Origin of the sequence: Arthrobacter sp. NPDC093139, from assembly GCF_044754165.1 — a bacterium.
GTDB lineage: Bacteria > Actinomycetota > Actinomycetes > Actinomycetales > Micrococcaceae > Arthrobacter.
The window spans coordinates 200,884-225,419 of sequence record NZ_JBIVOO010000005.1 but is presented as its reverse complement, the minus strand read 5'-3'; the positions used below and the strand labels follow the sequence as shown (position 1 = coordinate 225,419).

At 66.2% G+C, this 24,536-nt stretch carries 23 protein-coding genes; 10 read left to right on the top strand and 13 right to left on the bottom strand.

From position 1 onward, the window contains the following. Positions 1-44 precede the first annotated feature (44 nt). The gene (locus tag ACIP90_RS10695) at positions 45-1,853 is read right to left on the bottom strand and encodes a hypothetical protein (RefSeq protein ID WP_400579267.1); all 1,809 of its coding nucleotides are present in this window, start codon (positions 1,851-1,853) and stop codon (positions 45-47) included. Further along, positions 1,850-2,149, bottom strand: coding sequence for a hypothetical protein (locus tag ACIP90_RS10690; RefSeq protein WP_400579266.1), 300 nt, complete (start codon positions 2,147-2,149; stop codon positions 1,850-1,852). The genes ACIP90_RS10695 and ACIP90_RS10690 overlap by 4 nt, the downstream gene beginning before the upstream one ends. Before the next feature lie 563 nt (positions 2,150-2,712). Between ACIP90_RS10690 and ACIP90_RS10685 the strand changes: the two genes are divergently transcribed. Then, complete coding sequence (locus ACIP90_RS10685) at positions 2,713-4,173, top strand: amino acid permease (protein ID WP_400579264.1); 1,461 nt, start codon at positions 2,713-2,715, stop codon at positions 4,171-4,173. A 91-nt stretch (positions 4,174-4,264) separates the two neighbouring features. Here the strand turns inward: ACIP90_RS10685 and ACIP90_RS10680 are convergent, their stop codons facing one another. Further along, the gene (locus ACIP90_RS10680; RefSeq protein WP_400579262.1) at positions 4,265-4,441 is read right to left on the bottom strand and encodes a CsbD family protein; all 177 of its coding nucleotides are present in this window, start codon (positions 4,439-4,441) and stop codon (positions 4,265-4,267) included. A gap of 128 nt (positions 4,442-4,569) precedes the next feature. Here ACIP90_RS10680 and ACIP90_RS10675 point away from each other — a divergent pair, with 128 nt between their 5' ends. The 4 genes from ACIP90_RS10675 (at position 4,570) to ACIP90_RS10660 (ending at position 8,229) form a co-directional block, all read left to right on the top strand. Continuing rightward, positions 4,570-5,028 (top strand): SRPBCC family protein, encoded by a 459-nt coding sequence (locus tag ACIP90_RS10675; protein WP_400579260.1) that lies wholly within the window; start codon positions 4,570-4,572, stop codon positions 5,026-5,028. A 287-nt stretch (positions 5,029-5,315) separates the two neighbouring features. Next, entirely contained in the window at positions 5,316-6,527 is a 1,212-nt protein-coding gene (locus ACIP90_RS10670) for a thiolase family protein (RefSeq protein ID WP_400579258.1), read from the top strand. Beyond that, positions 6,527-7,339: an enoyl-CoA hydratase/isomerase family protein gene (locus tag ACIP90_RS10665; protein ID WP_400579257.1), complete on the top strand. Its 813-nt coding sequence runs from the start codon at positions 6,527-6,529 to the stop codon at positions 7,337-7,339. Before ACIP90_RS10670 ends, ACIP90_RS10665 begins: the two co-directional genes overlap by 1 nt. A 2-nt stretch (positions 7,340-7,341) precedes the next feature. Further along, positions 7,342-8,229: a 3-hydroxyacyl-CoA dehydrogenase family protein gene (locus ACIP90_RS10660; protein WP_400579256.1), complete on the top strand. Its 888-nt coding sequence runs from the start codon at positions 7,342-7,344 to the stop codon at positions 8,227-8,229. Positions 8,230-8,241: 12 nt separating this feature from the next. On the opposite strand, the gene ACIP90_RS10655 is transcribed toward ACIP90_RS10660, so the two are convergent. Continuing rightward, positions 8,242-8,673 carry an SRPBCC family protein gene (locus ACIP90_RS10655; RefSeq protein WP_400579254.1) on the bottom strand — a complete coding sequence of 144 codons (432 nt, stop codon included), beginning with the start codon at positions 8,671-8,673 and terminating at the stop codon, positions 8,242-8,244. 164 nt (positions 8,674-8,837) lie between these two features. Further along, positions 8,838-9,590: an SGNH/GDSL hydrolase family protein gene (locus tag ACIP90_RS10650; RefSeq protein WP_400579252.1), complete on the bottom strand. Its 753-nt coding sequence runs from the start codon at positions 9,588-9,590 to the stop codon at positions 8,838-8,840. 351 nt (positions 9,591-9,941) lie between these two features. Here ACIP90_RS10650 and ACIP90_RS10645 point away from each other — a divergent pair, with 351 nt between their 5' ends. Together ACIP90_RS10645 and ACIP90_RS10640 are read left to right on the top strand one after the other, a co-directional pair. Further along, a complete protein-coding gene (locus tag ACIP90_RS10645) occupies positions 9,942-10,676 on the top strand; it encodes a tyrosine-protein phosphatase (RefSeq protein ID WP_400579250.1) in 735 nt (244 codons plus the stop codon). Beyond that, complete coding sequence (locus tag ACIP90_RS10640; RefSeq protein ID WP_400579248.1) at positions 10,673-12,826, top strand: trypsin-like serine protease; 2,154 nt, start codon at positions 10,673-10,675, stop codon at positions 12,824-12,826. Before ACIP90_RS10645 ends, ACIP90_RS10640 begins: the two co-directional genes overlap by 4 nt. A 12-nt stretch (positions 12,827-12,838) precedes the next feature. Here ACIP90_RS10640 and ACIP90_RS10635 read toward each other — a convergent pair whose 3' ends face one another. After that, positions 12,839-13,588, bottom strand: coding sequence for an ABC transporter permease (locus ACIP90_RS10635; RefSeq protein WP_400579246.1), 750 nt, complete (start codon positions 13,586-13,588; stop codon positions 12,839-12,841). 84 nt (positions 13,589-13,672) lie between these two features. Next, a complete protein-coding gene (locus ACIP90_RS10630) occupies positions 13,673-14,119 on the bottom strand; it encodes a PaaI family thioesterase (RefSeq protein WP_400579244.1) in 447 nt (148 codons plus the stop codon). A 183-nt stretch (positions 14,120-14,302) separates the two neighbouring features. Here ACIP90_RS10630 and paaZ point away from each other — a divergent pair, with 183 nt between their 5' ends. Together paaZ and ACIP90_RS10620 are read left to right on the top strand one after the other, a co-directional pair. Next, entirely contained in the window at positions 14,303-16,414 is a 2,112-nt protein-coding gene (gene paaZ / locus ACIP90_RS10625) for a phenylacetic acid degradation bifunctional protein PaaZ (protein ID WP_400579242.1), read from the top strand. Between the two features lie 93 nt (positions 16,415-16,507). Then, complete coding sequence (locus ACIP90_RS10620; RefSeq protein WP_400579240.1) at positions 16,508-16,915, top strand: VOC family protein; 408 nt, start codon at positions 16,508-16,510, stop codon at positions 16,913-16,915. A gap of 96 nt (positions 16,916-17,011) precedes the next feature. On the opposite strand, the gene ACIP90_RS10615 is transcribed toward ACIP90_RS10620, so the two are convergent. From ACIP90_RS10615 to ACIP90_RS10590, 6 genes are all read right to left on the bottom strand, one after another. Next, the gene (locus ACIP90_RS10615; protein WP_400579238.1) at positions 17,012-17,848 is read right to left on the bottom strand and encodes a DUF427 domain-containing protein; all 837 of its coding nucleotides are present in this window, start codon (positions 17,846-17,848) and stop codon (positions 17,012-17,014) included. A gap of 74 nt (positions 17,849-17,922) precedes the next feature. Next, a complete protein-coding gene (locus tag ACIP90_RS10610; RefSeq protein ID WP_400579236.1) occupies positions 17,923-18,537 on the bottom strand; it encodes a TetR/AcrR family transcriptional regulator in 615 nt (204 codons plus the stop codon). 99 nt (positions 18,538-18,636) lie between these two features. Then, on the bottom strand, positions 18,637-20,007 hold the full coding sequence (gene paaK, locus ACIP90_RS10605) for a phenylacetate--CoA ligase PaaK (protein WP_400579234.1): 1,371 nt from the start codon (positions 20,005-20,007) through the stop codon (positions 18,637-18,639). Then, positions 20,004-20,591 (bottom strand): hotdog fold thioesterase, encoded by a 588-nt coding sequence (locus tag ACIP90_RS10600; RefSeq protein WP_400579232.1) that lies wholly within the window; start codon positions 20,589-20,591, stop codon positions 20,004-20,006. Before ACIP90_RS10600 ends, paaK begins: the two co-directional genes overlap by 4 nt. 36 nt (positions 20,592-20,627) lie before the next feature. Then, a complete protein-coding gene (locus ACIP90_RS10595) occupies positions 20,628-21,572 on the bottom strand; it encodes a type II CAAX prenyl endopeptidase Rce1 family protein (protein ID WP_400579231.1) in 945 nt (314 codons plus the stop codon). A 1-nt stretch (position 21,573) separates the two neighbouring features. Next, complete coding sequence (locus tag ACIP90_RS10590) at positions 21,574-22,164, bottom strand: CPBP family intramembrane glutamic endopeptidase (RefSeq protein WP_400579229.1); 591 nt, start codon at positions 22,162-22,164, stop codon at positions 21,574-21,576. Between the two features lie 247 nt (positions 22,165-22,411). Here ACIP90_RS10590 and pta point away from each other — a divergent pair, with 247 nt between their 5' ends. After that, positions 22,412-24,535 carry a phosphate acetyltransferase gene (gene pta, locus ACIP90_RS10585; RefSeq protein ID WP_400579228.1) on the top strand — a complete coding sequence of 708 codons (2,124 nt, stop codon included), beginning with the start codon at positions 22,412-22,414 and terminating at the stop codon, positions 24,533-24,535. Position 24,536: the final 1 nt, after the last annotated feature.

Sequence of the window (24,536 nt, the reverse complement as noted above, 5' to 3'; positions counted from 1 at the left end):
GGCGCCAGCGTGAAAGGTGAACTAGAACGTGACTCCGTCCGGTTTTACCGGAAGATGTCGTTGTAGGTTCCCATGATGATCCGGTCGCCAGGGGTCGACTTCCGGATGTAGTCGACAACTGCCCAGTCATCGAGGGAGATGCAGCCCGCCGTCGGGACTTTGTTCATGTGCAGGAAAATGGCGAAGCCGGCGTCCTGCACGATGTTCGGGCGGTTGTAGTTGACCACTACACCCTGGCGGTAGTCGTGCGAGGCGCGCGTGGCGAAGTACCACATGTTCTCGTCCCAGCCCACCCATGAGGAGGACTCGAAGTACTTGTTGTACGTCGGCGTCCAGGGGTTTCCGCCCCAGCGGGAATTGGGGTTCAGGGTCCGGTAGGCGAGCTTCGTGCCGGGGTTGCCCAGCCCGAATGCCTCCGTCACCGAGTAGGAGCCTGTGGGCGAGTAGAGGTAGCGGGTCGGGCCGGAGGGAACTCCCGGCGGCTTGAACCCGGAGGCGCCCACGTAGCCATCGGTCCTCCAGTCTGCAACGTACAGACCGGCCACCCGGACGCAGTAGACGTTGGTGGCGTATGACTGCTTGTAGCCGCCGGTGTACGTCAGCAGGACCCGGTTGGCACCGTACGCGGAGTACTTGGTCTGCCCATTGTTGAGCTTGGCGCACGTGGTCATCGCGTAGATCCGCGTGCCTGCCGCCGGTGTCCAGCCGATGTAGCCGCCCTGGAACGACTGGATGCACTGTCCGGGGATGCACTTCTCGTTCGCCGTGGGATATCCCAGGCCGCTCCGCATCGCGCCGACGCCCATGTATCTGGCCCCGATGCCGCCCTTGGTGACCCAGGCGCCGCTTGCAGGTGACCAGAACACGGTGGCGCCCTGGAAGGTCTGGATGCAGCCCCCGGCCGGCTTGCCGCAGGCCAGTTCGCTGACCGGGTAGCCCATCGGTCCGTACAGGCCGCCCAGGCCCGCCCACCGGGTGTAATAGAGCCCGCTGACCACTCGCGCCCCGGTGGCCGGGCTCCAGTAGATGTATCCCTTGGCGAATCCCTGGGCACAACCGCCGTCGCGGAGGCCGCAGAGTTCCCTGGTGATCGGAAGGCCGAGCACACTCACCGCTCCCAGCGAGTCCCAGCGGCTGCCGATCGCTCCCTTGAGCCAGATTTGGAAAACGCCTGTGCTGGTCGATACCAGCAGCTTGCCGCTGGAGAACTTCTGAGCTGTTCCACCAGTGACAGCAACTTCATCTGTGACGGGATAGCCGAATACGGCGGTGCGGCCGTTTGCATACCAGGAAGGGCCCGTCCGGCCCGCGGCCAGCAGCACAGGATGCGCACCCGTGGCCGAGGTCCAGTACATGGTTCCGCCCTTGAACGTCTGCCCGCACAGGCTTCCGATGCAGATTTCGTTCGCGACGGGTGTGCCGAGAACGCCGGCAGCGCCGTTCATGGCCTGCCATTTCACCGCGATGGCGCCCTTGACGACGACGGGTGCAGGCTCGGCAGGCGGCTCCTCCTGTGTTGTTGTCTTCGGGGGAGTTGAGGCCGACGGCGACGGCGTAGCCGAGGCCGCGGGTGCCACAGATGGCGACGCGGTCACCGGGGCGGGCTCGGCCGGCGTGGCAGAGGGAGTGGGCGAGGCCGACGGCGACGGCGACAGCGACTCAGCCGGCACCGGCGCTTCCGAGGCCGTCCCGGTGGGAGTCGGTGAAGGCGTGGCCGTGGCGGCGCCTGCCGCTTCTGTCGACTGGGACGACGGCGTGGCGGTGGCGGAATCCTCGGCGAGGGCGGGCGAGGCAGCAAGGGACCCGGCCGCGAAGCTCAGGAGCAGGGCAGCCGCAAGTATTGGATTTCTCATGAAGCATCCTTTGCCGAGACAACCGGTTCGCACTGGCCTGCTGAGCCAGTGGTTTTCGCGAAGTTCTCGGCTGACACTTCAGCCGATTTCCCTGCCGGGACAGTTTCCGTGATCAGGGCGTGGCCCTGAACCGCAGCGCCTATCGTCACGGCTACCGCCACGGTGTAGGTCTTGGCCTTGTCCGAGGTATTGACCAGGTTCCCCTTGAAGCTCCACGATCCGCCGGCGCCTGCGGTGCATGTGTGGTCCCGGAGGTCCTTGATGGCGTTCAGCGTGGTCGATACGTCGGTGGGCAAGGATGGTGGGTCGGTTGGCGGTGGGGGTATCAGCGGCGTCTCCGATGCCGCCGTGGAACCCGGTGTCGCCGATGGTACGGGCGCCGATTCGCTGGCACCCGGCCCCGCAGGACCGGAGCCGCCGCCTGAACACCCGGCAACTGCAAGCAGCAAAGCTGCAGGCAGTAGTGCTCTTTTTCTCATAGTCCCCCCTGAGGAATGGCACGAGTGCCACATGCCCACGCAGGCGGCGTGGTCGCAAGAAGGAGACGCACGTCACCCCCATGGTGCTCAGGGTATCCGGAATTGCCTCCAATCAGGAGCGTTTTTATCCATTCGAAATACTTCGGGTGCCGGAACCGCCGGAACGGGGGCCGGAGGTGGGAAATGTTGCCCGCGTCACGGAGTGCCGCCGGGATCTTGTACGATGGATGCGTCGCGCGAACCTTCGATGCTTCATGAGTTTTTGCACACATATGGCCCTCATAAGGGGTCTGAACGCGAATTATCTGTGCAAGAACTCCAGGTTCCCCAACCGGCAACATACCGACCCGCGGCAACACCACAACCTACAAGGAACAGCTGTGCCTCAAATTACCCCCACAGAACTTGAGAGCCGGACGGCCCCATCCGTCGCCGTCGACTCGACCCTCAGCGCCGAGGGCTACAAAAAGACCCTGGGCAGGCGCCACGTCACAATGATCGCCATGGGCGGCGCCATTGGTGTCGGCCTCTTCATGGGAGCCGGCGGGCGACTCGCCTCCACGGGCCCGGCGCTGATCTTCTCCTACGCCATTGCCGGCGTCATCGCCTACCTCCTCATGCGGGCACTTGGCGAACTCATCATGTACCGCCAGACGTCGGGCTCCTTCGTCAGCTACGCCGGCGAAATGTTCGGCAAGAAGGGCGCTTTCCTGTCCGGCTGGATGTACTTCATCAACTGGGGCATGACGGGCATCGCGGAATTGATCGCGATCGGCCTGTACTTCCAGTTCTTCTTTCCCAACGTCCCGGTCGAGGCGTCCGCCATCGCTGCGCTGGCCCTGCTGGTTGCGGTGAACCTGCTCAGTGTCAAGGCGTTCGGCGAGTTCGAATTCTGGGCGTCCTGCCTCAAGGTCGGCGCCATCCTGATCTTCCTGGCGGTCGGCACCTTCATGGTGCTCACCAACGCACAGGTGGGCGACGGCAACGCCTCCGTGGCCAACCTCTTCGCTGCCGAGGGCGGGATGTTCCCCAAGGGTGCCCTCGTCATGGTCCTGGTCCTCAATGCCGTGATCTTCGCCTACAACGGCATCGAACTCGTCGGCATCACCGCCGGCGAGATGCAGAATCCGGAACGCGAAGTGCCCAAGGCGATCCGCGCCGTCGTGCTCCGCATCGTGGTCTTCTACGTCGGTTCCGTGACGCTGCTCGCGATGCTCCTGCCGTCCGACCAGTACAAGGCCGGCGTGTCCCCGTTCGTCACCGTCTTCGGCCAGATGGGCCTCGGCTGGGTGGGCGATGTTATGAACATGATCGTCATCACCGCGGCGCTGTCCTCGTGCAATTCGGGCCTGTACTCGATCGGCCGCGTTTTCCGCACCATGGCGAACAACGGGCACGCCCCTCAGTGGCTCACCAGGATGTCCTCGCGCCACGTGCCGTACGCGGCGATTCTTGCCATTGCCGCCTTCTACCTCGTGGGCATCCTGCTCAACATCTGGCTGGGCGGTTCGCACGCGTTTGACCTGGCCCTCAACACCGCGTCCATCGGCGTGATCTTCACGTGGGGCGCCATCTTCGCCAGCCAGATCGCACTCCGCCACCGCAAGGGCGTCACGTCCAGCCTGCCGATGCCCGGTTCGCCGTGGACCAGCTGGGCCGGGTTGCTGGGTCTCCTGGCCATCACTGTGTTGATCGGGTTCGACACCATGACCAGCAAGAGCGGCGAGGTCTTCTACCTCGGACTCTGGACCCTTGGCACCATCCCCTTCTTCGCGGTCCTGCTGTGGCTTGGCTGGCAGAAGGTCAAGAACAACGAACCCAAGAGCGAGCTGTACAGCTAGTTCCCTTCTGCCTGGAAGCACAGACGACGGCGGCGGACACCCCCCAAAGAGTGTCCGCCGCCGTCGTGGTTCTATGTATGTTTTCGAGGACCTAGTCGCGCTTGAGTTCGTCCTTGACGCCTTCGCCGACCTTCTTGGCGTCGGCCACAACCTGATCCTTCTGGCCCTCGGCCTTCAGGCGGTCGTTGTCCGTTGCGTTGCCCGCGGCTTCCTTGGCCTTGCCACCGAAGTCTTCTGCTGCGTTCGAAATCTTGTCTCCGATACCCATGGTGTCTACCACCTTCCGTCGCCGGTCTATCTGACAAAGCCATTTCAGCCTAACACAAAGCATGCTTACTAATTCAAGGGGTAAGCCGGCTGAATGCCGATGTCCGTCCCCGGCACTAGGCTCGGAGCATGGATCACAGCACAAGCCTGACGCAGCACGTGAACGCCAATCCGGACAAAGTCTGGGCGGTGATCTCCGACATTCCCGGTTCGCCCGGAACCCTTTCGGCTGTGGAGTCCATCCAGATGGTCAGTGAGGGGCCATACGGCGAAGGGACGCGCTGGAAGGAGACGCGGTCAATGCTGGGCCGCCGCGAGACGGTGGAAATGTGGGTAGCCCAGGCGGATCCGCCCCGAAGCACCACTGTCAAGGCCCTTCAGGGCGGCGCGGACTTTACCTCCCGCTTTACGCTGGCTGAGCGCGAAGGGGGAACGGACCTGACGCTGACCTTCGGCGCCGAGGTCCTCCGGCCCACCGTTGTCAGCAGGGTCATGATGGCGCTGTTCGGCAAGATCGGCATGAACGTCACGCGGAAAGCGCTGGCAAGGGATTTGGCCGAGATCGCCGCGAAAGCGGAGTCGTTGTAGTGGCGGGAGGGGCGGAACGCAAAGCCTCTCCCGGGAAGGAGCCCCTGAAGGTCAGGCGGCCGCGCCTGACTCCCGTCCGGCTCGAGGGCCTGCGGGAAGACGATGACCCTGACTTCCGCGCCGGCTGGGTCTTCTGGCACCCCTGCTGGCGGCGCATCTTGGCCTCGTAGTGGCGTAAGCCTTGCCCCGCCGGTTGACCGCCGGAGCCTGCCGTGTAATCTTTATAGAACGAACGGTCGGTAATTTATTCGTTTTCCGGCCCAACCCCCTGCGTAAAGGATGTTCTCATGGTCGAGGCTTTTCTGGTTGGTGGCGCACGTACCCCGGTAGGGCGATACGGCGGTGCACTCTCGGGCGTCCGCCCCGACGACCTTGCAGCGCTCGTGGTCCGCGAAGCCGTGGCCCGGGCGGGGGTGGATCCGGACGCCATCGACGAAGTCATCCTCGGGAACGCCAACGGAGCCGGCGAGGAAAACCGCAACGTTGCCCGCATGGCCACCCTCCTGGCCGGACTTCCCCTCCATATCCCGGGCATCACTGTGAACCGGCTGTGCTCCTCCGGCCTCAGCGCCATCATCATGGCCAGCCAGATGATCAAGTCGGGAGCAGCGGACATCGTGGTCGCCGGCGGCGTCGAGTCCATGAGCCGCGCCCCGTGGGTGCAGGAGAAACCACAGACAGCGTTCGCCAAGCCCGGCGAAATTTTCGACACCTCCATCGGCTGGCGCTTCGTCAACCCGGCGTTCAAGAAGGGCGAGCTCTCGCGCGACGGCAAGATGACCTTCTCGATGCCGGAAACCGCCGAGGAAGTGGGCCGCGTGGACGGCATCTCCCGCGAGGACGCCGACGCCTTCGCCGTCCGTTCGCACGAGAAGTCTTTGGCGGCCATCGAGGCCGGCCGGTTCAAGGACGAGATCGTCCCGGTCACCGTGAAGACGCGGAAGTCCGAAACCGTCGTGGACACGGACGAAGGCCCCCGGCCCGGCACCACGTTGGAGGTCCTGGCCGGCCTCCGCCCGGTGATCCCGGGTGGCTCCGTGGTGACGGCCGGCAACTCGTCCAGCCTCAACGACGGCGCCTCGGCGATCATCGTGGCCTCGGAAGCCGCCATCGAGAGGCTAGGCCTGACGCCCCGCGCCCGCATCATCGACGGCGCTTCGGCCGGCTGTGAGCCTGAAATCATGGGCATCGGCCCGGTTCCGGCAACCCAGAAGGTGCTCAAGCGGAGCGGGCTCAGCGTCGGTGACATTGGCGCCGTCGAGCTTAACGAAGCGTTTGCCACCCAGTCGCTGGCAAGCATGCGGCGCCTGGGCCTGGACCCGGACATCGTCAACAACGACGGCGGTGCCATTGCGCTGGGGCACCCGCTGGGTTCCAGCGGGTCGCGGATCGCCATTACCCTGCTGGGCCGGATGGAACGCGAGGATGCGAGGATCGGCCTGGCCACCATGTGCATCGGCGTCGGCCAGGGCACGGCCATGCTGCTGGAGCGCGTGTAGTGGTCGCCCCGGACGGCGCGAAGGGACACTTAGGCACTCTGGAGTTCAGCACCCTGCTGGTCGAAGAGCGCGAGGACCGGGTGGTGGTGCTGCTCAACCGCCCCGAAGTCCGCAACGCGATCGACCAGCAGATGGTGGATGAACTGCATGCTGTCTGTTCCGCATTGGAAGAAGACCCCAAGGTTCTCATCATCGCGGGCACAGAGGGAGTGTTTGCCTCCGGCGCGGACATTGCCCAGCTCCGTGAGCGGCGCCGTGACGACGCCCTGCAGGGCATTAACTCAACCATTTTCGTCCGGATTGCCAAGCTCCCCATGCCCGTCATAGCGGCGCTGGACGGATACTGCCTGGGCGGTGGCGCAGAACTCGCGTACGCTGCCGACTTCAGGATTGGCACGCCGAGTGTCCGGATCGGCAATCCCGAAACCGGCCTCGGAATTCTCGCTGCGGCGGGAGCCAGCTGGCGGCTCAAGGAGCTGGTCGGGGAGCCGGTGGCCAAGGAGATTCTCCTGGCGGGCCGCGTCCTGCGCGCCGAAGAGGCGCTGGGGGTCAACCTGATTACCGAAATCCATGAGGCTCCGGTGCTGATGGACGGAGCCCACAGTCTCGCCGACCGCATCGCCCGCCAGGACCCGCTGGCCGTCCGGATCACGAAGTCCGTGTTCCACACACCGGCCGAGGCCCACCCGATAATCGACCAGCTTGCCCAGGGCATCCTCTTCGAATCGCAGGCGAAGTTCGACAGGATGCAGGCATTCTTGGACAAAAAACTGGACAAGAAGACAGCCAAGGAAACAGAGAAGAAGGCATAGTCATGAGCAACCCGACACCGCCCGCCAACCTTCCTGCCACGAGTCTTCCCGACCTCGTCGGAGTTCTCGGCGGCGGCCGGATGGGCGCGGGCATCGCCCACGCCTTCCTCATCAACGGCGCAAATGTCCTGGTGGTGGAGCGTGATGAAGAATCCGCGGCAGCCGCCCGCGGCCGGGTGGAGGCCGCCGCCGCCAAGAGCATCGAACGCGGCGCCGCGGACGGCAGCCTGGAGGACATGAAGTCCCGGCTCTCCGTAACGGCGGACTACAACGACTTCGCAGACCGGCAGCTGGTCGTTGAGGCCGTTCCGGAGGACTGGGACCTCAAGGTCACCTCCCTGCGGGGGATCGAGGAGCGCCTCACGGAGACCTCCTACCTCGCCTCCAACACCTCGTCCCTGTCGGTCAATGGACTGGCCCGCGAGCTGAAGCGCCCGCAGAACTTCCTGGGCCTGCACTTCTTCAACCCTGTGCCCGCCTCCACGCTCATTGAGGTGGTGCTCGGCGAACAGACGTCCCAGGACCTGGCCGAAGCAGCAAAAAGGTGGGTCCGGGCACTGGGCAAGACCGCCGTCGTCGTCAATGACGCTCCCGGGTTCGCTTCCTCGCGGCTGGGCGTGGCGATCGCGCTCGAAGCGATGCGCATGGTGGAGGAAGGCGTCGCGTCTGCGGAGGACATCGACAATGCGATGGTGCTCGGCTACAAGCACCCGACGGGACCGCTGCGGACAACGGACATCGTGGGACTGGACGTGCGGCTGGGCATCGCCGAATACCTGCAGTCCACGCTGGGGGAGCGCTTCGCGCCACCGCAGATCCTGAAGGACAAGGTGGCCCGCGGCGAGCTGGGACGGAAGACGGGCAAGGGATTCTTCGACTGGGCCGACTGAGAAGGGCTGCGGTCAGAGGGAGTTGAGCTTTTGCCTCAGCCCTTCCAAAGCGGGATCGCGCAATGACATGAATGCCGGTTTCAGGAAGGGCTGAAGCAGCTTGAAAGGCCCCTTGATGCTGAACTCAGCGGTGTAGAGGACGTCACAGCCGGGACCGGTGGATTTGACGTCGATGGAATCAAAGGACACCACGTTGTCGTTTTCGCCGCGCAGCTTGATGTGGTTGTCGAACAGTTCGATGACTTCGTACTCAAGGGACTGGCGCTTGCCGCGGAAGAGCGTCTCCGCGTGATAGCGGTGCCCGACAGCGACCGGCCCTTCCGTGAGCTTGTCCATTACCGCGGTACCGGGGTCCCATTCGGCCGTGTGCTCAAACGCCGACAGATAGGCGAAGGCCGTTCTTGCCGGCAGGGGAGCGCTGACTGTACCCGCGACCTTGATCATGGCATCAGCCTAGCGAGACAACAGGAACAGCACACCGGCCTGCGGGCACGGGGCTTCGGCCCATTCGGTGCTGCTCGGCGAACTGGCCCGGTTTTCCGTCCCGGGAGGCGGAAACCCGAACGAGCAGCGTGGGAGAAGGTCCCAAAAGCGGGCCAGTCTGGCAGTTACCGGTCCAGCGCCGCCTTGAGGGACGCTGCGTAGCCCCGGGAATAGCCAATTGCCGTCGGGTGGAAGAGGTCCATTTCCGTGCCGCAGGTAGCCGATGACACACAGCCGGGCGGTGGGCCGACAATCCATGGCTGCGCTGATCCGATCCCGTGGCCGGCAAATGCCTGCGACACATCCACGTAGTGAACACGGGCGCTGGAGCGGCCGCGGGCCGTTTCCGACGCGGCCGTTGTGACTGCACTGGCAATGACCAGGTTAAGTTGGCGCGTCAGTCCGTTGACGGTCTCCAGCATCTGATAGCCGCCGGATTCGAAGAGCAGCGGGTATCCGGTCACATAGATGTCCGCGTGGGGCGCTTTCGCCTGGATTTCGCGCAGCATTGCCAGGAGGCCTTGGAAGAATGGGCTCCCAGCAGGGTCGTTCATGGCCTGCTGGAGGATGTAGGCCTTTTGACCCAATGCATTCGTGCATGCCTCAGCCGTTCCCTGCGTACACGTCACCAATGCCCCGATGGCGTCCAGGTCGTTGCCGCCCGCAGTGACCGTCACCAGGTCGACTTTCTTGTTCAAGGAAGCCAATTGGCTATCCCGGACGACGCGCGTGGTGGCGCCGGTACATGCCTGACTTGCCAGTAACGAAATGGACCGTTCGGTGTCCAAAATGGCCGGGTATCCCTGGTGGCTTCGTAAGCAGGCATCGACATACGGGCTGGCGCCTTGGCCTGCGGCGAAGGAGTCGCCGAGTGCCACATAGGTGTCAGACGCGTCGGCGGATACCGGAGCAGCGGTCAGGCCCGCCGCTAGGCCAATGCGGCGAGGAGGCCGCTGAGGCGGGCGGTACGGCGTCGGATCAGTTGTTTGGTTATCACGATGAAGCCCCTCATTCAGGGAAACCAGGCACAGGCGCAGCGAATGCTGCGGGAAATCGGCAAGCGATGACGAATGCCCGCCGCGTGGGGCATTGAAAGTTTCGGCGCGGTGCGGCGCTCATTGCCCTAGGGTAAGCCCGGGCGGGACGTATCTGCCCGACCTCGCGGTACCCGTTTTTTCCCGCGTCGTGGGGTACTACTTGCTCTTGACCCCCTGCAGCAGCTGCGGAAGATGTGGTTAGCTGTCTCCGTGAACGCGAGCAAGCAGGCGCCGGTCAGCTGGGACGGTGCAGTAAACGCCTGGCGCGTGGCCGGTTCGGTCTACCGGATGGGCCGCCGCGAATGGCTCACGTCTGCCGGCTGGCAGGAGGCGTACGACGACGGCGTCCGCACTGTCATCGACCTCCGGAATGCCGCCGAACGCCTGCCCCGGGCCACCGACCCCGAAGTCGGCGAAGCCCTCGCGGCCTTCGACGTAGTGCATGCGCCCACAGAGGACCCGGACCATCTCGAGTTCAAGGCACTCTGCGTTCCCTACCTCAACGATCCGGCCTACTACGCGGCCAATGCACGGTTCTTTCCGGAGAGGCTGACGGCCGTGTTCAAGGCCGTGGCGGCAGCGTCGCCCAACGGCGTCGTGATCCACTGCTCGGCTGGGCGGGACCGCAGCGGCATGGTTGCGGCGATGCTCCAGGACCTGGCGGGCGCCACCGACGACGACATCGTGACGTCCTACCAGGCAGCCATGCGCGGAATTAACGAGCGCCACCGCACGCTTTCCACGCCGCATCCGCACGAGCGGTACTTGGACGAAGAGGCACTTATGCCGCTCCTGGAAAGCCGCGGGGCCGGCGTCCTGGAGTTCGTCCGGTCGCTCGATACCCGCGAGTACCTCCTGCGGCACGGCGTCACGGTGGCCGAGCTGGAAGCCATTCTGTCCGTCCTCGGCGCCAAGGTCAGCCTGTGACATGGTCCGGCGCCGGCGCCGCGGCCGGCCGTGGGTTCGGCCGGCAGGCTGTTGCGCTGGGTGTGGCGGTGATGGCGGTCTTTGGGTCCACCGCCGTTTCAATGCCGGCTTTCGCCGCAGTGGAAAGCCCGACGCCGGCGGTCACCAGCGGGGTCAGCAAGCCCGGCGTTGTTGGTCCCGGAAGCGACGGACCCGGCGGCGCGGGTCCCGGCAGCGCGGGTCCCGCAGAGGGTGGTCTTGCGGAGGCGGTGGCACGGGACCTGGGTATGACCCTGGCGGAGTTTAACGCCGCGGGTGCGCAGGGAAAGCGCGCGGCCGACGCCCTGTCCTCTCTCAGGAAGCTGCCGGGCTTCCTGACGGTCAGGCTGCACGCCGGCCGTATTCTGGTCGAAGGCTCCGGCGCTGAGCTGCCGAAGGCCGTCGCGGGAATCAATGCCGCTGATGAAGCGGGCAGGAACGAATTCGTGCTCGTCGCACCTGGCATCAAACCGCCCCCGACACGGCAAGCGCCTAAACCGGTGGCGACGGAACCTGCACCGCCAGCGGAGGCAAGGCCAGCTGAGGGCGCTTCGGAGAAGGACCTCAAGGCTTCCAGTGTCGAACAGCTTTACCAGGCCTACCTGCGCCATGTCGGGCCAACGGGTCTTCAGTCCGTGGCCGTGGCCGGCGGGACGTTTATCATCCGCACGGGCGGGGATAACTCGCCCGAGAATGCAGGGCAGACCGGTGGGCAGCCCGCGGGAGAGGCGGCAGTGCCCGGCGAGGCAAGCATGTCGCCGTCTGAATTCGTGGCCCGCTACGCCAACGTCGTGCTGGAGAAGGGCGCACCGCTGGTCAGCGAGGAGGACTTCCTCGGCGGCCAGGGATACAGGATCGACGGCGGCGGGGTGGTCTGCTCCGCGGGGTTCAGCGCGTTCAGCCCGGCGGGAGAGCCGCTGGTGCTCACGGCCGGGCACTGCGCGGATGACGGCGCCGCGAGGCTTGCCGAGGTGACGCTTCCGGCGGGTGAACCTGCTGGCGGGTCCGTGGCGGACAGCGGCGTCACGGGAGTGCTGGGGACGTTCGGCTTCAGCCAGTTCGGCGGCCCGGGGAACTCCCGGATCACGGGCGGTGTCGAAAACCCGGGGGAGCCTGGGAAGGACATCGCCGTCATCGAATCAATCCGCGCCGACCTGAACCTCCTCCCGGCCGCGACCAAGTGGGAAGATCCCGCAAACCTGGTCGCTGCCTCAGTACCGGTCATCGGCACCGCGGCGCCGATGGTGGGGCAGGCGGTCTGCCGCTCCGGACGGACGGAAGGCTGGTCCTGCGGCACTGTTGACGAGGTGGGGATCTATGTTGTCCGCGGCCCCTCCGGCGAACCTGACGATCTTCGGTCCTTCAACGGCTTCCTGTCGACGTCGGTGCAGTCCCGGGGAGGTGATTCCGGTGGTCCCTGGATCAGCGGAAACTATGCGGTGGGGACGCATTCGGCCGGCAACCCCCGGACGTCGGCCCAGAACTTCGCCGTGGCCGCCACACTGCAGGATTCGCTCACAGCGGTTCCCGGCATCCAGCTCAGGCTGTTCCTCAACCAGCCCGTGCTGTCAGGCTCCCTGCCTGCCGGGCCGATCGCTGCCGGACAGCGCATCTCCGGCCGGATTCCCGCGGCTCCCGCGGCACACGTTCCCGCCGGCTCCGGCGTGCGGATCACCGTCCCAGGTCAGGAACCGGTGGACGTGCCCGTTGACCCCGCCGGCAACTGGTCCTTCACCGTGCCCGTCCCCATGACCCAGTTTTCGGCGCAGACGCTCAACGGCTTCAGCCGCTCGGGCATCAGCACGTTCCGCACCGCGGCGAAACCGGCGGAACCTGCGCCTGGGCCATCCAGCCCTGCCGCCACGGCCGGGCCGGATGGCTTCAAGCCAACCGTGCCGAAGCCGGCACCTGCCCGGCCGGTGACACCGGCACTCCTTACACCGGCGCCCGAACCGTCGGTCGTGGCCGTGAAACCGGCCGGGGGCATCACCTCTTGGGAAAGGCCGTCGGCTGCCGTCGGGCTGGCGGCCACGGGGGCTTCGGGGCTGCTGCCGGCCGCCGGCATTGCCGGGGCGGCCCTCATTCTTGGCTGTTGGCTGCTGGTGGCCGCCATACGCCGCGCCAAGCGTTAGGGAAGACCGAGCCTAGGTCAGTGGGGCAGGCCGGCGGCGGACGGGAGCCAGCATGTGCACCAGCACCACCGCCGTCACCGAGCCGGCCGCGATGATTGAGGCAAGCACCACAATCTGGAAACGCCCTGCCTCCAGCGGCGACAGTCCGCCAAAGATGGCCCCCACAAAAGCCCCGGGCAGGGTGACCAGGCCGGTCGTCTTGGTTTGGTCAATTGAGGGTATGAGGGCCGAGTGGGCCGCCCTGCGCGCCATGTCACGGGTGGCCTGCCGCGGGGTGGCGCCCAGTGCGAGCCAGCCCTCGACGAGGTCCCACCGGTCAATTACTGCCTCGTTGAACCGCCGGCCGGCGAGGGCGGCTATGGTCATCGTGTTGCCGATGACAATGCCGCCGATGGCGAGCGCGTAGCGGCTGGTGAGTTCAATGGACCCCGTGGCGAAGACGACCACCAGCGACACGAGGATGCCGGCCGCCATCGAGGAGGAGACCATTGCCAGGTGGGCCCAGCTCCAGCCGAGCCGGCGGGTGGCGGTCGCGGTGGCCACGAGGAACATGACGCCCAGAGCCACCGCCACCCAGGCGCCGCTGGTGATCACGGCCCCCAGGATCAGGCTCACCGCGGCAAGCTGTGCGGCGCCGAGCAGAATGGCAAGCGCCGGCGCAAATGCCTGCGGAACGCGGAAGCCCGCGAGGACGCCGGCCGAGACAGCCATCAGGAGGCCAACGGCCAACAGCGTCGGGATCAGGCCGGCCAGTTCAGTCACCTGATCAGCCTAGCCGCGGGTGAACGCAGGGGGGCCAATGCTACGGGGAAGGACGGGGCACGGGAAGGACGGAGCCGTGAAGGGTCAGTTCCTGGGCGCCAGCAGCAGGTTGGTGATCCGCAAGGTGCAGAGCCGCTGGCCGGCGTCGTTGGTGATCAGCACCTCATGGGTGGTGAGTGTCCCGCCGAGGTGGATGGGCGTCGCCGTAATGGTGATCTGGCCGCTGCGGGCTGACCTGTGGTGCGTGGCCGAGACGTCCACGCCGACCGCCGTCTTGCCCAGGGTGCTTGCGTGGATCACTGCGGCCCAGGATCCCACAGCCTCGCCGACGGCAAGTGAAGCGCCCCCGTGCAGCAGCCCGAATGACTGGCGGTTTCCCTCCACGGGCATCGTGGCCACCACGCGGTCCACGGATTCCTCCAGGATCCTCACGCCCATCTTTTCGTCGAGTTCGCCAAGGGTGATTTTCCAGAGGTCCTGCGTTTTGGGTTGGGCGGTCTGCAGGTCTGCGTCGCGGGGCTCGGGCGTCATATGCTCTCCTCAGAACGGTGGCGGATCCCGCCGGGAGGTCCGGCCGGAGCGCAATGCTTCTAGTGTGCAGCTCGGCACATTCATGTACTGTAGACATATTACCGAACGGACGGTCAGTAATGTGCTGGCCGGATTGCCGGATTGCCCGGATTCTTTGTTCCGCGTTGGAAGGACCCGTCAACGATGACCACAACCGCTACCGCTCCTCAGGCCAGCCTGGACACAGTCGAAACCGTCCCCAGTTTTGTGCAGGATTCCTGGTGGACGCCCGACGCCGGCTCGGCAGCCTCCGGTGTCCCCGTGCGCGATGCGAGCACGGGGGAAATCCTGGCAAAGGTCAGCACCGAAGGACTCGACCTGGCCGCCGTCGTGGATTACGGACGCACTACCGGCCAGACGGAACTTGGCAAGCTGACATTTCACCAGCGGGCCCTCAAGCTCAAGGAGCTGGCGCAGTACCTGAACGCCCGCCGCGAGCACTTCTACACGTTTTCCGCGCAGACCGGCGCCACGAAGATCGACTCGATGATCGATATCGACGGCGGCATAGGCGTGCTGTTCACGTTTGGCTCCAAGGGCCGGCGCGAACTCCCCAACTCGCAGGTGGTGGTGGACGGACCCATGGAGGTGCTGTCCAAGGACGGCTCGTTCGTGGGGGAGCACATCTACACGCGTATTCCTGGCGTGGCTGTGCAGATCAACGCCTTCAACTTCCCGGTGTGGGGAATGCTCGAGAAGCTTGCGCCCGCCTTCATCGCCGGCGTCCCCACGATCGTCAAGCCCGCCACCCCAACCGGCTATGTTGCCGCCGCCGTCGTAAAGGCGATCATCGAATCCAACATCCTGCCCAAGGGCTCGCTGCAGCTCATTTCCGGGTCCGTCCGCGGGCTGCTGGACGTGCTGGACTACCGTGACCTCGTGGCCTTCACCGGCTCCGCGTCCACCGCGCAGTCCCTGAAGTCGCACCCGAACGTGGTGCAGGGCGGCGTCCGCTTCACGTCCGAGACCGACTCCCTCAACGCCGCCATCCTCGGCCCGGACGCCGTCGAGGGCACGCCCGAGTTCGACGCCTTCATCAAGTCCCTGGTCACCGAGATGACCGTCAAGGCCGGGCAGAAGTGCACCTCCATCCGCCGGGCCATCGTTCCCCAGGAGCTGGTGCCCGCCGTTGTTTCCGCCGTCCGCGCCCGCGTGGAGCAGCGTGTTGTCCTGGGCGATCCCCGCGCCGAGGGTGTCACCATGGGCGCGCTCGCCTCCGTTGAGCAGCTCGCCGACGTCCGTGCGGCCGTGCAGGCCATGCTCGACGCCGGCGGTGAGCTCGCGTACGGAACGCTCGATTCGCCCTCGGTCACGAGCGCTGACGGCGCCACAGGTGTGGTCGAGGGCGGCGCTTTCATGTCGCCGGTGCTGCTCAGCTGGGCCGACGCCGAGGCGGAGCAGGTCCACTCGGTGGAGGCCTTCGGTCCCGTTTCGTCGGTGATCGGGTACAAGGATCTTCCCGACGCCGTCCGCCTCGCCGCCCGTGGCGGCGGCTCGCTCGTTGCCTCGGTCTGCACCAACGATCCGGCCGTTGCCCAGGAACTGGTCACGGGCATCGCCGCTCACCACGGCCGCGTGCTGATGCTCAACCGCGAGGATGCCCGCAGCTCCACCGGCCACGGCTCACCGGTTCCGCACCTGGTCCATGGCGGACCCGGCCGTGCCGGCGGGGGCGAGGAGCTGGGCGGCATCCGCTCGGTGATGCACCACATGCAGCGCACCGCCATCCAGGGCTCGCCCAACATGCTGACCGCCGTGACAGGGGTCTGGCACACGGGTGCGGACCGCAACTTCACGGTGGAGACCGAGGGCACGCACCCGTTCCGCAAGTCGCTCGAGACGCTGCGGATCGGCGACGCCGTCCGGTCCGGGCTGCGCCAGGTTTCGCTGGAGGACATCACGGCCTTCGCCAACTCCACCGGGGACACCTTCTACGCCCACACCAATCAGGAAGCGGCCGAAGCCAACCCGTTCTTCCCGGGCATCGTGGCGCACGGGTACCTGCTGCTCAGCTGGGCCGCAGGACTGTTCGTGGAGGCCGCTCCGGGTCCGGTGCTGGCCAACTACGGCCTCGAGAACCTGCGCTTCATCACCCCGGTGGCCGCCGGGGACTCGATCCGGGTCACGCTCACGGCAAAGAGGATCACGCCCCGCGAGACGGACGAGTACGGCGAGGTGGCCTGGGACGCCGTCCTGACCAACCAGAACGACGAGATCGTGGCAACCTACGACGTCCTCACCCTCGTGGAGAAGTAACCCGGCGCTCCGTCAGGTTGCCGCAGGCGCAGCAAATTGCAGGATCTTTCGGCGGCGCCCGGGCATAAAATATCCTCCGTAGGAGGTGGCAAAATGACCCTAGTACTAAATAGAGCCACAACTGTCCTGCCCGTGGATGACAAAGAGCGCGCCCGTCGTTTTTACGCGGAAACACTTGGACTCCCTCATCGTGGCGTGGCAGACGACGGAAGCGAATTGTTCGGCAGTGAAGGCGGCCCCATGCTGCAGCTGATGCCGGTGAGGGATGGCAAGCATTCCGATCACACCACATTGAGTTTCGAGGTCACCGACATCGAGCGGACGGTCCAGGACATGGAGTCCAAGGGCGTTCGGTTCCAGGATTATGACCGCCCGGATCTCAAGACCGAGAACCACATCTGTACAACCGACGCCGAGAAGTGCGCCTGGTTCATGGATACGGAAAACAACATTCTCTGCGTCCATGAAAGCCTGGGACGGCAGGCCGAATACCAGCTCTGACCGATCTCACTGCTGCCGCAGCAGTTTTTCCAAGCCCTTCCTCACCAAGTGAGGGAGGGCTTGGTCTTGGGCGGCGGGAGGTGAGGGAGGGTTTGGTTAGGACCAGGGCGTGACGGGGTGTGGCTGGAGTGCACCGTCCACGGCGATGTCCGCGCGCTCGTTGAAGAAACAGACCAGCCCGTGGATCTGCTGGGCGTCAAGGTACCGGGAATCATAGGCCCAGGCGATGTCTTTCCCGCGTTCTGAGCCGGGGAAGCTCCAGTACTTTGCCTCACCCTTGTACGGGCAGATAGTCCGGCGCTGGCTCGCCTCCAGCAGATCCAGGCGGACGTTCTCCGGCGGGATGTAATAGCGGACGGGCAGCATGGTCTCGTACAGCAGCTGGGCTCCCACAGTGTCGGCGAGTTTAACGCCGTCGAGCATTACCTCCACTCGCTGCAATGTCGCCCGGATGTCTACCCGGTGGAACGGGTCGCGGGGGTGACCGATGATCTCCTCCTCGTCCTCCTGCCAGTGGAAGGCCCGGAAATCCAGCACCACGTAGCCCGCAAGGTCAGGATCCGAGGGGCGGAAGGCTGCATGCGGGAGAGTGACGGCGGTGGTGTGGACGTCCAGCTCGTCGCCGTTAGTGGTGTGCCGCCGGAAGCCTGTCCGCGGGTCCAGCACCGGCGGTGCGTCAGCCGTCAGGCGGACGGGATGCTCGTCCGGGCCGCTGCCGCCGCCCTCGGGCGCGGGCCGCTCAAGCCGTGCCAGCAGGTCCTTTTCCGGAACGGCGTAGACCGGCGTGACCCGCTTCGGCTCCCAGACCAGGAGTGCCTCCCGGGTGTCGACGACTGGGCTTCCGTTCACGTCCGCGCGGATCCGTTTGGACGTGGGCTGGTAGCGAAGATCTGGAAATGCGGCGAAGAGAAGCTCGGACAGTTTCGTGGCCATGCATTCAGCGTGGGTGCCGCGGCTGCTCCGCGTCAACGGGTAAGGCGGGTGACGGGGGAGCGTGTCCGCCCGGGTCAGGGCTTCGCGTGGAGGCCGTCGAAAGCCATGGTGATGACGTCGTCGGCCAGTTTTTCGGGTGAGAGCGAGCCGCCCGGTTTGTACCACTCCACGATCGAGTTGATGGTGCCGAACAGGAGCCGGGTCACGGTGCGGGGGTCGATGTCCTGCCGCAGCGACCCCTCATCACGGGCCGCCGAAATCAGGGCCGCCACCTTATGGTCGAAGGCCCGACGGCGTTCCATGGCGTTGCGTTCGATGTCCGTGTTGCCGCGCAACCGCAGCAGCAGCGTGACGAACGGCAGCCGGTCCACCAGCACGGCGATGGTCTGGCGCAGCACGAACTCCAGCCGTGCGTCCGCGGCACCCGATGTCGCCTCCGGCTCCTCGAGAATGGCCTCGAGGCCTCCGAGCGCGTGGTCGAGGGCGAGCTTCAGGAGATCGCCCTTCGACGGCACGTGGTGGTAGATTGCGGACTTTGAAATGCCCAGGTTCTCAGCAAGAATGCCCATGGATGTGGCATCGTAGCCGTGCCGGTTGAAGACATCGACGGCGATCAGCAGCACGGACTGCTGGTCGTATCCGGGACGGCCGCGCTTCGTGGGTGCTGTACTTGCTGCTGTGCTGGGCATACTGGCTATTTTCTCATGAACGTTCGGTAATTAGAGCCAAGGGTGCCAACAAAAGCGGTGGGCCACCCTGGGGCAGCCCACCGCAGATGGATGCCGACTCTATCCCTTCGGACGCAGATCGTAAATCCTGCGCAGCTTGCCGCTGGAACGCTCGAGCGACCCGGGCTCCACCACGTCCACGGTGCACGAAGAACCCACGTGGATCTTGATCTGCTCGCGGAGGGTCCGGGCCGCCGTCGTGCCGGCCTCGGAGCTGACGTTCTCGCGGCGCTCAATCTTCACTGTCAGCTGGTCCATGCGCTGGCCTTCGGGCCGTGTGAGCACGAGCTGGAAGTGCGGGCTGAGCTCGGGGATGCGCAGCGCGATTTCCTCGATCTGGGACGGGAACAGATTCACGCCGCGGAGGATGATCATGTCGTCGCTGCGACCCGTGATGCGGCCCATCCTGCGGTGCGCGGGGCGGGCGCTGCCGGGGAGCAGGCGGGTGAGGTCCTTGGTGCGGTACCTGATGATCGGCAGGGCTTCCTTGGTAAGCGACGTGAAAACCAGCTCGCCGTGCTCACCGTCGCCCAGGACGTTTTCCTTGCCGGGCGCGGGGTTGAAAGGGTCGATGATCTCGGGGCGGAAGTGGTCCTCCCAGATGTGGCTGCCGTCCTGCGTCTCCACGCATTCACCGGCGACACCCGGGCCCATCACCTCGGACAGGCCGTAGATGTCGCAGGCCTTGATGTTCATGGTGACTTCGAGCTCGTGGCGCATTTCCTGGGTCCACGGCTCGGCGCCGAGCACGGCATACTTCAGCGACGTGGAAGTCGGGTCGATGCCCATGTGAGTCATGGCGTCGGCGATGGTCAGCAGGTACGTGGGTGTGGCCAGGATGGCGTCCGGCTCGAAGTCCTGGATCATCTGGATCTGGCGCTCGGTCTGGCCGCCGGACATCGGGATGACGGTGCAGCCCAGCGCTTCGGCACCGGCATGCGCGCCGAGGCCGCCGGTGAAAAGGCCGTAGCCGTAGGCATTGTGGACCTTCATGCCGGGGCGGACGCCGGAGGCGCGGAGGCAGCGGGCCACGAGCTTGGCCCAGTCAGCCAGGTCCTGCTTGGTGTAGCCGACGACGGTGGGCCGGCCTGTGGTGCCCGAACTTGCATGCACGCGGGCTACTTCACTCTGCGGTACGGCGAACATGCCGAACGGGTACTCCTGCCGCAGGTCCTCCTTGGTGGTGAAGGGGAAGTTGCCGAGGTCGGAGAGCTCGCGAAGGTCTGACGGGTGGATGCCGGCCTCGTCGAACTTGCGCTTGTACAGCGGCACGCGGTCGTAGGCGTACGCCACGGTGTGCTGCAGGCGGCTGAGCTGAAGCGCCTCGAGCTGGTCCCGGGACATGGTCTCCTCGGGGTCCAGGGGCGCCTCGGTGGTGGAGCGGGCTGCGGCTCCGGTGGCGACGGTGGGTTCTGGGGCGTGGAGGGTCATGATTTGTTCCTAGTCTTGGGGATGGTGCGGCTGCGACCGCGGAACTCGGCAATGAGCTCGCCAGGCTTGCCGGCATTGAGCTCGGAGCCGGGGTCGGCGGCGAAGATTTGGATGTCGTACAGGCCGCTGCGCCCGGTGCTGGAACGGCGGTTGGCGACGGCGGTAATCACCTGGCCCTGGAAGGCCGGCTTGAGGAAGTTGATGTCGACGCCGGAGGCAACAGTGATGCTATCGGCTGCGGCGCCCGCGGCGCCGTTGGTGTCTGCTGCCCCTGCGCCTGGGGTTTCCGGGCCTTCATCCGGTGTGGGCGTCCCGGCAGCCGGTGTGGGCGCGCCTTCATCCAGTGTGGGCGTGCCGGCAGCCGGTGTGGCCGGGTTGCAGGCGAGGGCGAAGGCGGTGTCAGCGAAGGCGAAGATCATTCCGCCGTGCGCCATGCCGAAGCCGTTGAGCATCTCCTGCCGGAGGGTCATCCGGATGGTGGCCTGGCCGTCGCCGAGGGACAGGACCTCGATCCCCATCCACTCGGAGGCGTAGTCGTTCTCCAGGATCGGGTGGACGGCCCCGGAAATTGTTGTTTCAGCCATGCGTCATTGCCTCCAGCTTTATTTACCGAATGTTCATTAGGTAATCCCATGGAGGGCCCTCGTGTCAAGAGTGCGGACCAAGCGGTAGGGCCCCGCATAGGCGATGACCACGAGTGCCGCCAGCACGTGGAGCAGCGCGAGCGTCCACCAGAGCGTGAGGTAGTGCGGGCCCGCCAGCGCAGGGAAAATCAAGGCCCCGCAGGTGTTGAACGAGGCGTGGAAGAGCATGCAGAGGGGGACGCTTCCGGTACCCGTGGAAGGGTCTTCCGCGGACGCCCGGCCCGCGCCGCCTGTGCCGTTGTAGACCCAGGCCAGCAGCACGGACTGGGCGATGACCATGAGCAGGAACGGAACCGATGGCCGCCGCCCCGTCGTGTCGGACACCAGTTCGGGAAGATGCCACAGGGCCCACGCGATGCCGAGCAGGAGCGCGGCGCCCAGCGCGGTGTGGTTCCGCTGCAGGAGGGGCAGGGCGTAGCCGCGCCACCCCAGCTCCTGGAACAGGCCCACGATCACCAGGGTTGATGCGAACGTGCCGATCAGCATGAACCACCCCGGGTTCGGCCCGAGATCGGGAGCGGGCGCGCCGCCGGCCACAGTCAGCGCGGCGGATGCCACCACCAGAAGGCAGGGCAGCCCCAGGCTCAGCACGTACCAGCGCACCGGGACGCGCCACCGGCCCAGCTGGCGCAGCAGCCGCAGCAGTGCACCGTTTCCGCCGGAGACAACTGCGACCAGTACCGCGGCCAGGGCGGGCCCGACCGGGAACAGTGGGGAGCTTCCCGGGATGAGGAAGGTCAGCGGCCACAGCAGCCAGGAGATGAGGAAGGCCAGCACGAAGAACATGGTGAGCCGCCGGCTGGCTGGCCAGGAGTGCTGGTTGTGCGCTGCTGGGATGGCCCGCCGTACCCGCCGGCCGCGCCAGCCCTGCACACCCAACCGCGTGGGATGGTGCTTGTCGGCATGTGGATGGTGGGCCACGTCAGGCCTCCTCCGGGCGGCGGTTCCGCAACCGCTCCGCGGGGTCCTCAAGTGTTCGTTCGGGCCTGTCTTGACCCGCGGGGCGCTTACTGCGGATGCTCTTCAGCGACATGACGGCGGCGAGCAGGACGATCAGCGCGGCAATCTGCTGCCAGTCGCCGTCGAACACGTTCAGCTTGGTCGCCGCGGAGGCGTTGAAGGAAGCATGCAGCAGCCCCACAATCAGCAGACTGTAGGCCGTTCCCACGTAGACCAGGCCGATGAGGGCGCGGAAGAACGGGGCGAACAGGAACAGGACCGCCCAGGAGACGGCCACTTCCGCCCACGGCGTGGCGGTGAGACCCTTCTCCGCGAAGGCGAAGGGCAGGTGTATGAGCGCGAACGGGATGGCAGTCAGCAGGGCTGCGACGACCATCCCGTGCGGATCCATCAACCGGTGCTGCACCACACCGGTCCAAGCAAGCTCCTCCCAGATGTTGCCAAGGAGGGCACCGAAGAGCACGGCAAGAACGAGGAAAGCCGCCACGGGGTGCTTCTTGATGAGGGACGCGGGCGCGGCGCGGGAAGCGGCAGGAAAACCAGGAGAATGCATCAGCAATACCGTCATTCCGACTCGCCTGCAGGGGACAGGGCATCGAGGCGCATGCCCGCCTCGATCCCGAAGGAGCGCTGAGCCGCCGACGTGGGGATCAACACCATTGTCTGCTCCCGAAAGACTGCGAACAAGTGAAAGTATGGAGGGGCGGCGGGCTCCGGTGCTTCAGCGGTCCATCCCGGGGTACTTCCCAAGGAGCACGTCCAACGCAGCACGCGGGACCTTCCAACCAGAGGACTTGACCATGGCCAAAGGGATTTATGTCAGTGCGACCACCCCGGGTTCGGGAAAATCGCTCGTAGCGCTGGGCCTGGCGGACACGCTGCACCGGCACGCGGACCGGATCGGATTCTTCAAGCCGGTGGTCCACGGCAACGACGCCGGCGGGGATCCCATGGTGGCGCTGATGAAATCCCGCTTCGACCTTGATGACCGGCGCTGCCGCGGGGGCCTGACGTTCGCCGAGGTACGCGGCCTCCTGGCCGAGGGCAAGCGCGAGGACATCGACGGCCGCTGCGTGGAAATCTTCGCTGAGATGGGCCGGCACTGCGATGTGATCATCGTGGAGGGGACGGACCTGACCGGCCACGACGCCGCCGTCGAGTTCGACCTCAACGCCCGCCTGGCCAACAACCTTTCCGTGCCCGTGGTGGCCGTGGTGGGCGCCAAGGGGCGCAGCGTCGCAGAGGCGGTCGCCGCCGTCGACGTCGCCCGCAAGGAGCTGAGCGCGGAGAAGTGCTCCCTGCTGGCCATGATGGTGAACCGCGCGGATCCCGCGGATGTGGACGCGATTGCCGCGGCGGTGAAACCCGGCGCGTCCGGCCGGCCGGTCTACATTTTCCCGGAGCTGGAAGACATCGCGCGCCCCACCACGGGCGAGGTATGCGCTGCCCTCGGGATCGGGCAGATCGCCGGCCGGGCCGACATGGAACGCGACGTCCGGGACGTCAAGGTCGCGGCCATGAGCGTGGGCAACTTCCTGAACGTGCTCGACGACGGCGCCCTGGTGATCGTGCCGGGTGACCGGGCGGACGTGATGGTGGCCTGCCTGGCGTCGTCGTTCTCGCCGGAATTCCCGGTGCCGTCGGGGCTGATCCTCACCGGCGGGCTGGCACCGGACGCCAACATCTACCCCCTGCTGGCCTCGGCCCCGTTCCCGGTATTCGCCACCACCGATGACACGTACACCACAGCCCGCCGGGTCTCGGAAGTGCGGAGCGAAATCTGGAGCGGGCACCGCCGGAAGGTGGCGTCGGCCCTGGGACTGTGGTCCCGGCAGGTGGACGAGGCCGAGATCCTCGAGCGCCTGCACCTGCCCCGGCCTGAACGCATGACCCCGCTGCGGTTCCTGCATGACCTCATAGAGCGCGCCAGGTCCCAGCGCCGCCACATTGTCCTCCCGGAGGGCACGGACCCGCGCATCCTGCGGGCCGCCGAAATCCTGCACCGCCGTGACGTTTGCCACCTCACCCTGCTGGGCCGTGAGGCGGACATCAGGGAGCTTGCGGCAAGCCGGGGCATCGACCTCTCCGGCATCAACATCGTGGACCCTGCCACGTCGGACCTGCGCCGGGACTTTGCCGCCAGGTACGCGGAGCTGCGGGCGCACAAGGGGGTGGACCTGGCGCGGGCTTTGGAGGTCATGCAGGACGAAAGTTACTTCGGCACCATGATGGTCCAGCTGGGTGTGGTGGACGGCATGGTCTCCGGCGCCGCGCACACCACGGCGCACACGATCCGCCCGGCGCTGGAGTTCGTGAAGACCCGGGAGGGCGTGAAGATCGTCTCCTCGGTTTTCCTCATGCTCATGCCGGACCGGGTGCTGGTGTACGGTGACTGCGCCGTGAACCCGGATCCCAACGTGGAGCAGCTCGCGGACATCGCGCTGGCCTCCGCGGAGACTGCGGTCCAGTTCGGCGTCGAACCGCGGGTTGCCATGCTGTCCTACTCCACCGGAGGCTCGGGCTCGGGCGAGGCCGTGGAGGAGGTGCGGCAGGCCACCGACCTGGTCCGGAACCGCCGCCCGGACCTCGCCGTCGAAGGGCCCATCCAGTACGACGCCGCGGTGGACGCGTCGATCGCCGCGTCCAAAATGCCCGGTTCGTCCGTTGCCGGGCAGGCAACGGTGTTCATCTTTCCGGACCTGAACACCGGCAACAACACGTACAAGGCGGTGCAGCAGAGTTCCGGTGCCGTCGCCGTCGGGCCCGTCCTGCAGGGGCTGCGGAAGCCGGTCAACGACCTCTCCCGCGGCTGCACCGTGGAGGACATCGTCAACACCGTGGCCATCACCGCGATCCAGGCCCAGATGCCGGAACAGCAGTCCCCGGCAGCAGCATCCGTCCCGTCCGCAGAAGCCAAGGCTTAGG

What these genes read in the sequence shown, in the direction of transcription:
- ACIP90_RS10695 (WP_400579267.1), bottom strand. Translation starts at nt 1,853, where the DNA reads ATGAGAAATCCAATACTTGCGGCTGCCCTGCTCCTGAGCTTCGCGGCC.
- ACIP90_RS10680 (WP_400579262.1), bottom strand. Translation starts at nt 4,441, where the DNA reads ATGGGTATCGGAGACAAGATTTCGAACGCAGCAGAAGACTTCGGTGGC.
- ACIP90_RS10675 (WP_400579260.1), top strand. Translation starts at nt 4,570, where the DNA reads ATGGATCACAGCACAAGCCTGACGCAGCACGTGAACGCCAATCCGGAC.
- ACIP90_RS10670 (WP_400579258.1), top strand. Translation starts at nt 5,316, where the DNA reads ATGGTCGAGGCTTTTCTGGTTGGTGGCGCACGTACCCCGGTAGGGCGA.
- ACIP90_RS10660 (WP_400579256.1), top strand. Translation starts at nt 7,342, where the DNA reads ATGAGCAACCCGACACCGCCCGCCAACCTTCCTGCCACGAGTCTTCCC.
- ACIP90_RS10655 (WP_400579254.1), bottom strand. Translation starts at nt 8,673, where the DNA reads ATGATCAAGGTCGCGGGTACAGTCAGCGCTCCCCTGCCGGCAAGAACG.
- ACIP90_RS10645 (WP_400579250.1), top strand. Translation starts at nt 9,942, where the DNA reads ATGTGGTTAGCTGTCTCCGTGAACGCGAGCAAGCAGGCGCCGGTCAGC.
- ACIP90_RS10630 (WP_400579244.1), bottom strand. Translation starts at nt 14,119, where the DNA reads ATGACGCCCGAGCCCCGCGACGCAGACCTGCAGACCGCCCAACCCAAA.
- paaZ (WP_400579242.1), top strand. Translation starts at nt 14,303, where the DNA reads ATGACCACAACCGCTACCGCTCCTCAGGCCAGCCTGGACACAGTCGAA.
- ACIP90_RS10620 (WP_400579240.1), top strand. Translation starts at nt 16,508, where the DNA reads ATGACCCTAGTACTAAATAGAGCCACAACTGTCCTGCCCGTGGATGAC.
- ACIP90_RS10615 (WP_400579238.1), bottom strand. Translation starts at nt 17,848, where the DNA reads ATGGCCACGAAACTGTCCGAGCTTCTCTTCGCCGCATTTCCAGATCTT.
- ACIP90_RS10610 (WP_400579236.1), bottom strand. Translation starts at nt 18,537, where the DNA reads ATGCCCAGCACAGCAGCAAGTACAGCACCCACGAAGCGCGGCCGTCCC.
- paaK (WP_400579234.1), bottom strand. Translation starts at nt 20,007, where the DNA reads ATGACCCTCCACGCCCCAGAACCCACCGTCGCCACCGGAGCCGCAGCC.
- ACIP90_RS10600 (WP_400579232.1), bottom strand. Translation starts at nt 20,591, where the DNA reads ATGGCTGAAACAACAATTTCCGGGGCCGTCCACCCGATCCTGGAGAAC.
- ACIP90_RS10590 (WP_400579229.1), bottom strand. Translation starts at nt 22,164, where the DNA reads ATGCATTCTCCTGGTTTTCCTGCCGCTTCCCGCGCCGCGCCCGCGTCC.
- pta (WP_400579228.1), top strand. Translation starts at nt 22,412, where the DNA reads ATGGCCAAAGGGATTTATGTCAGTGCGACCACCCCGGGTTCGGGAAAA.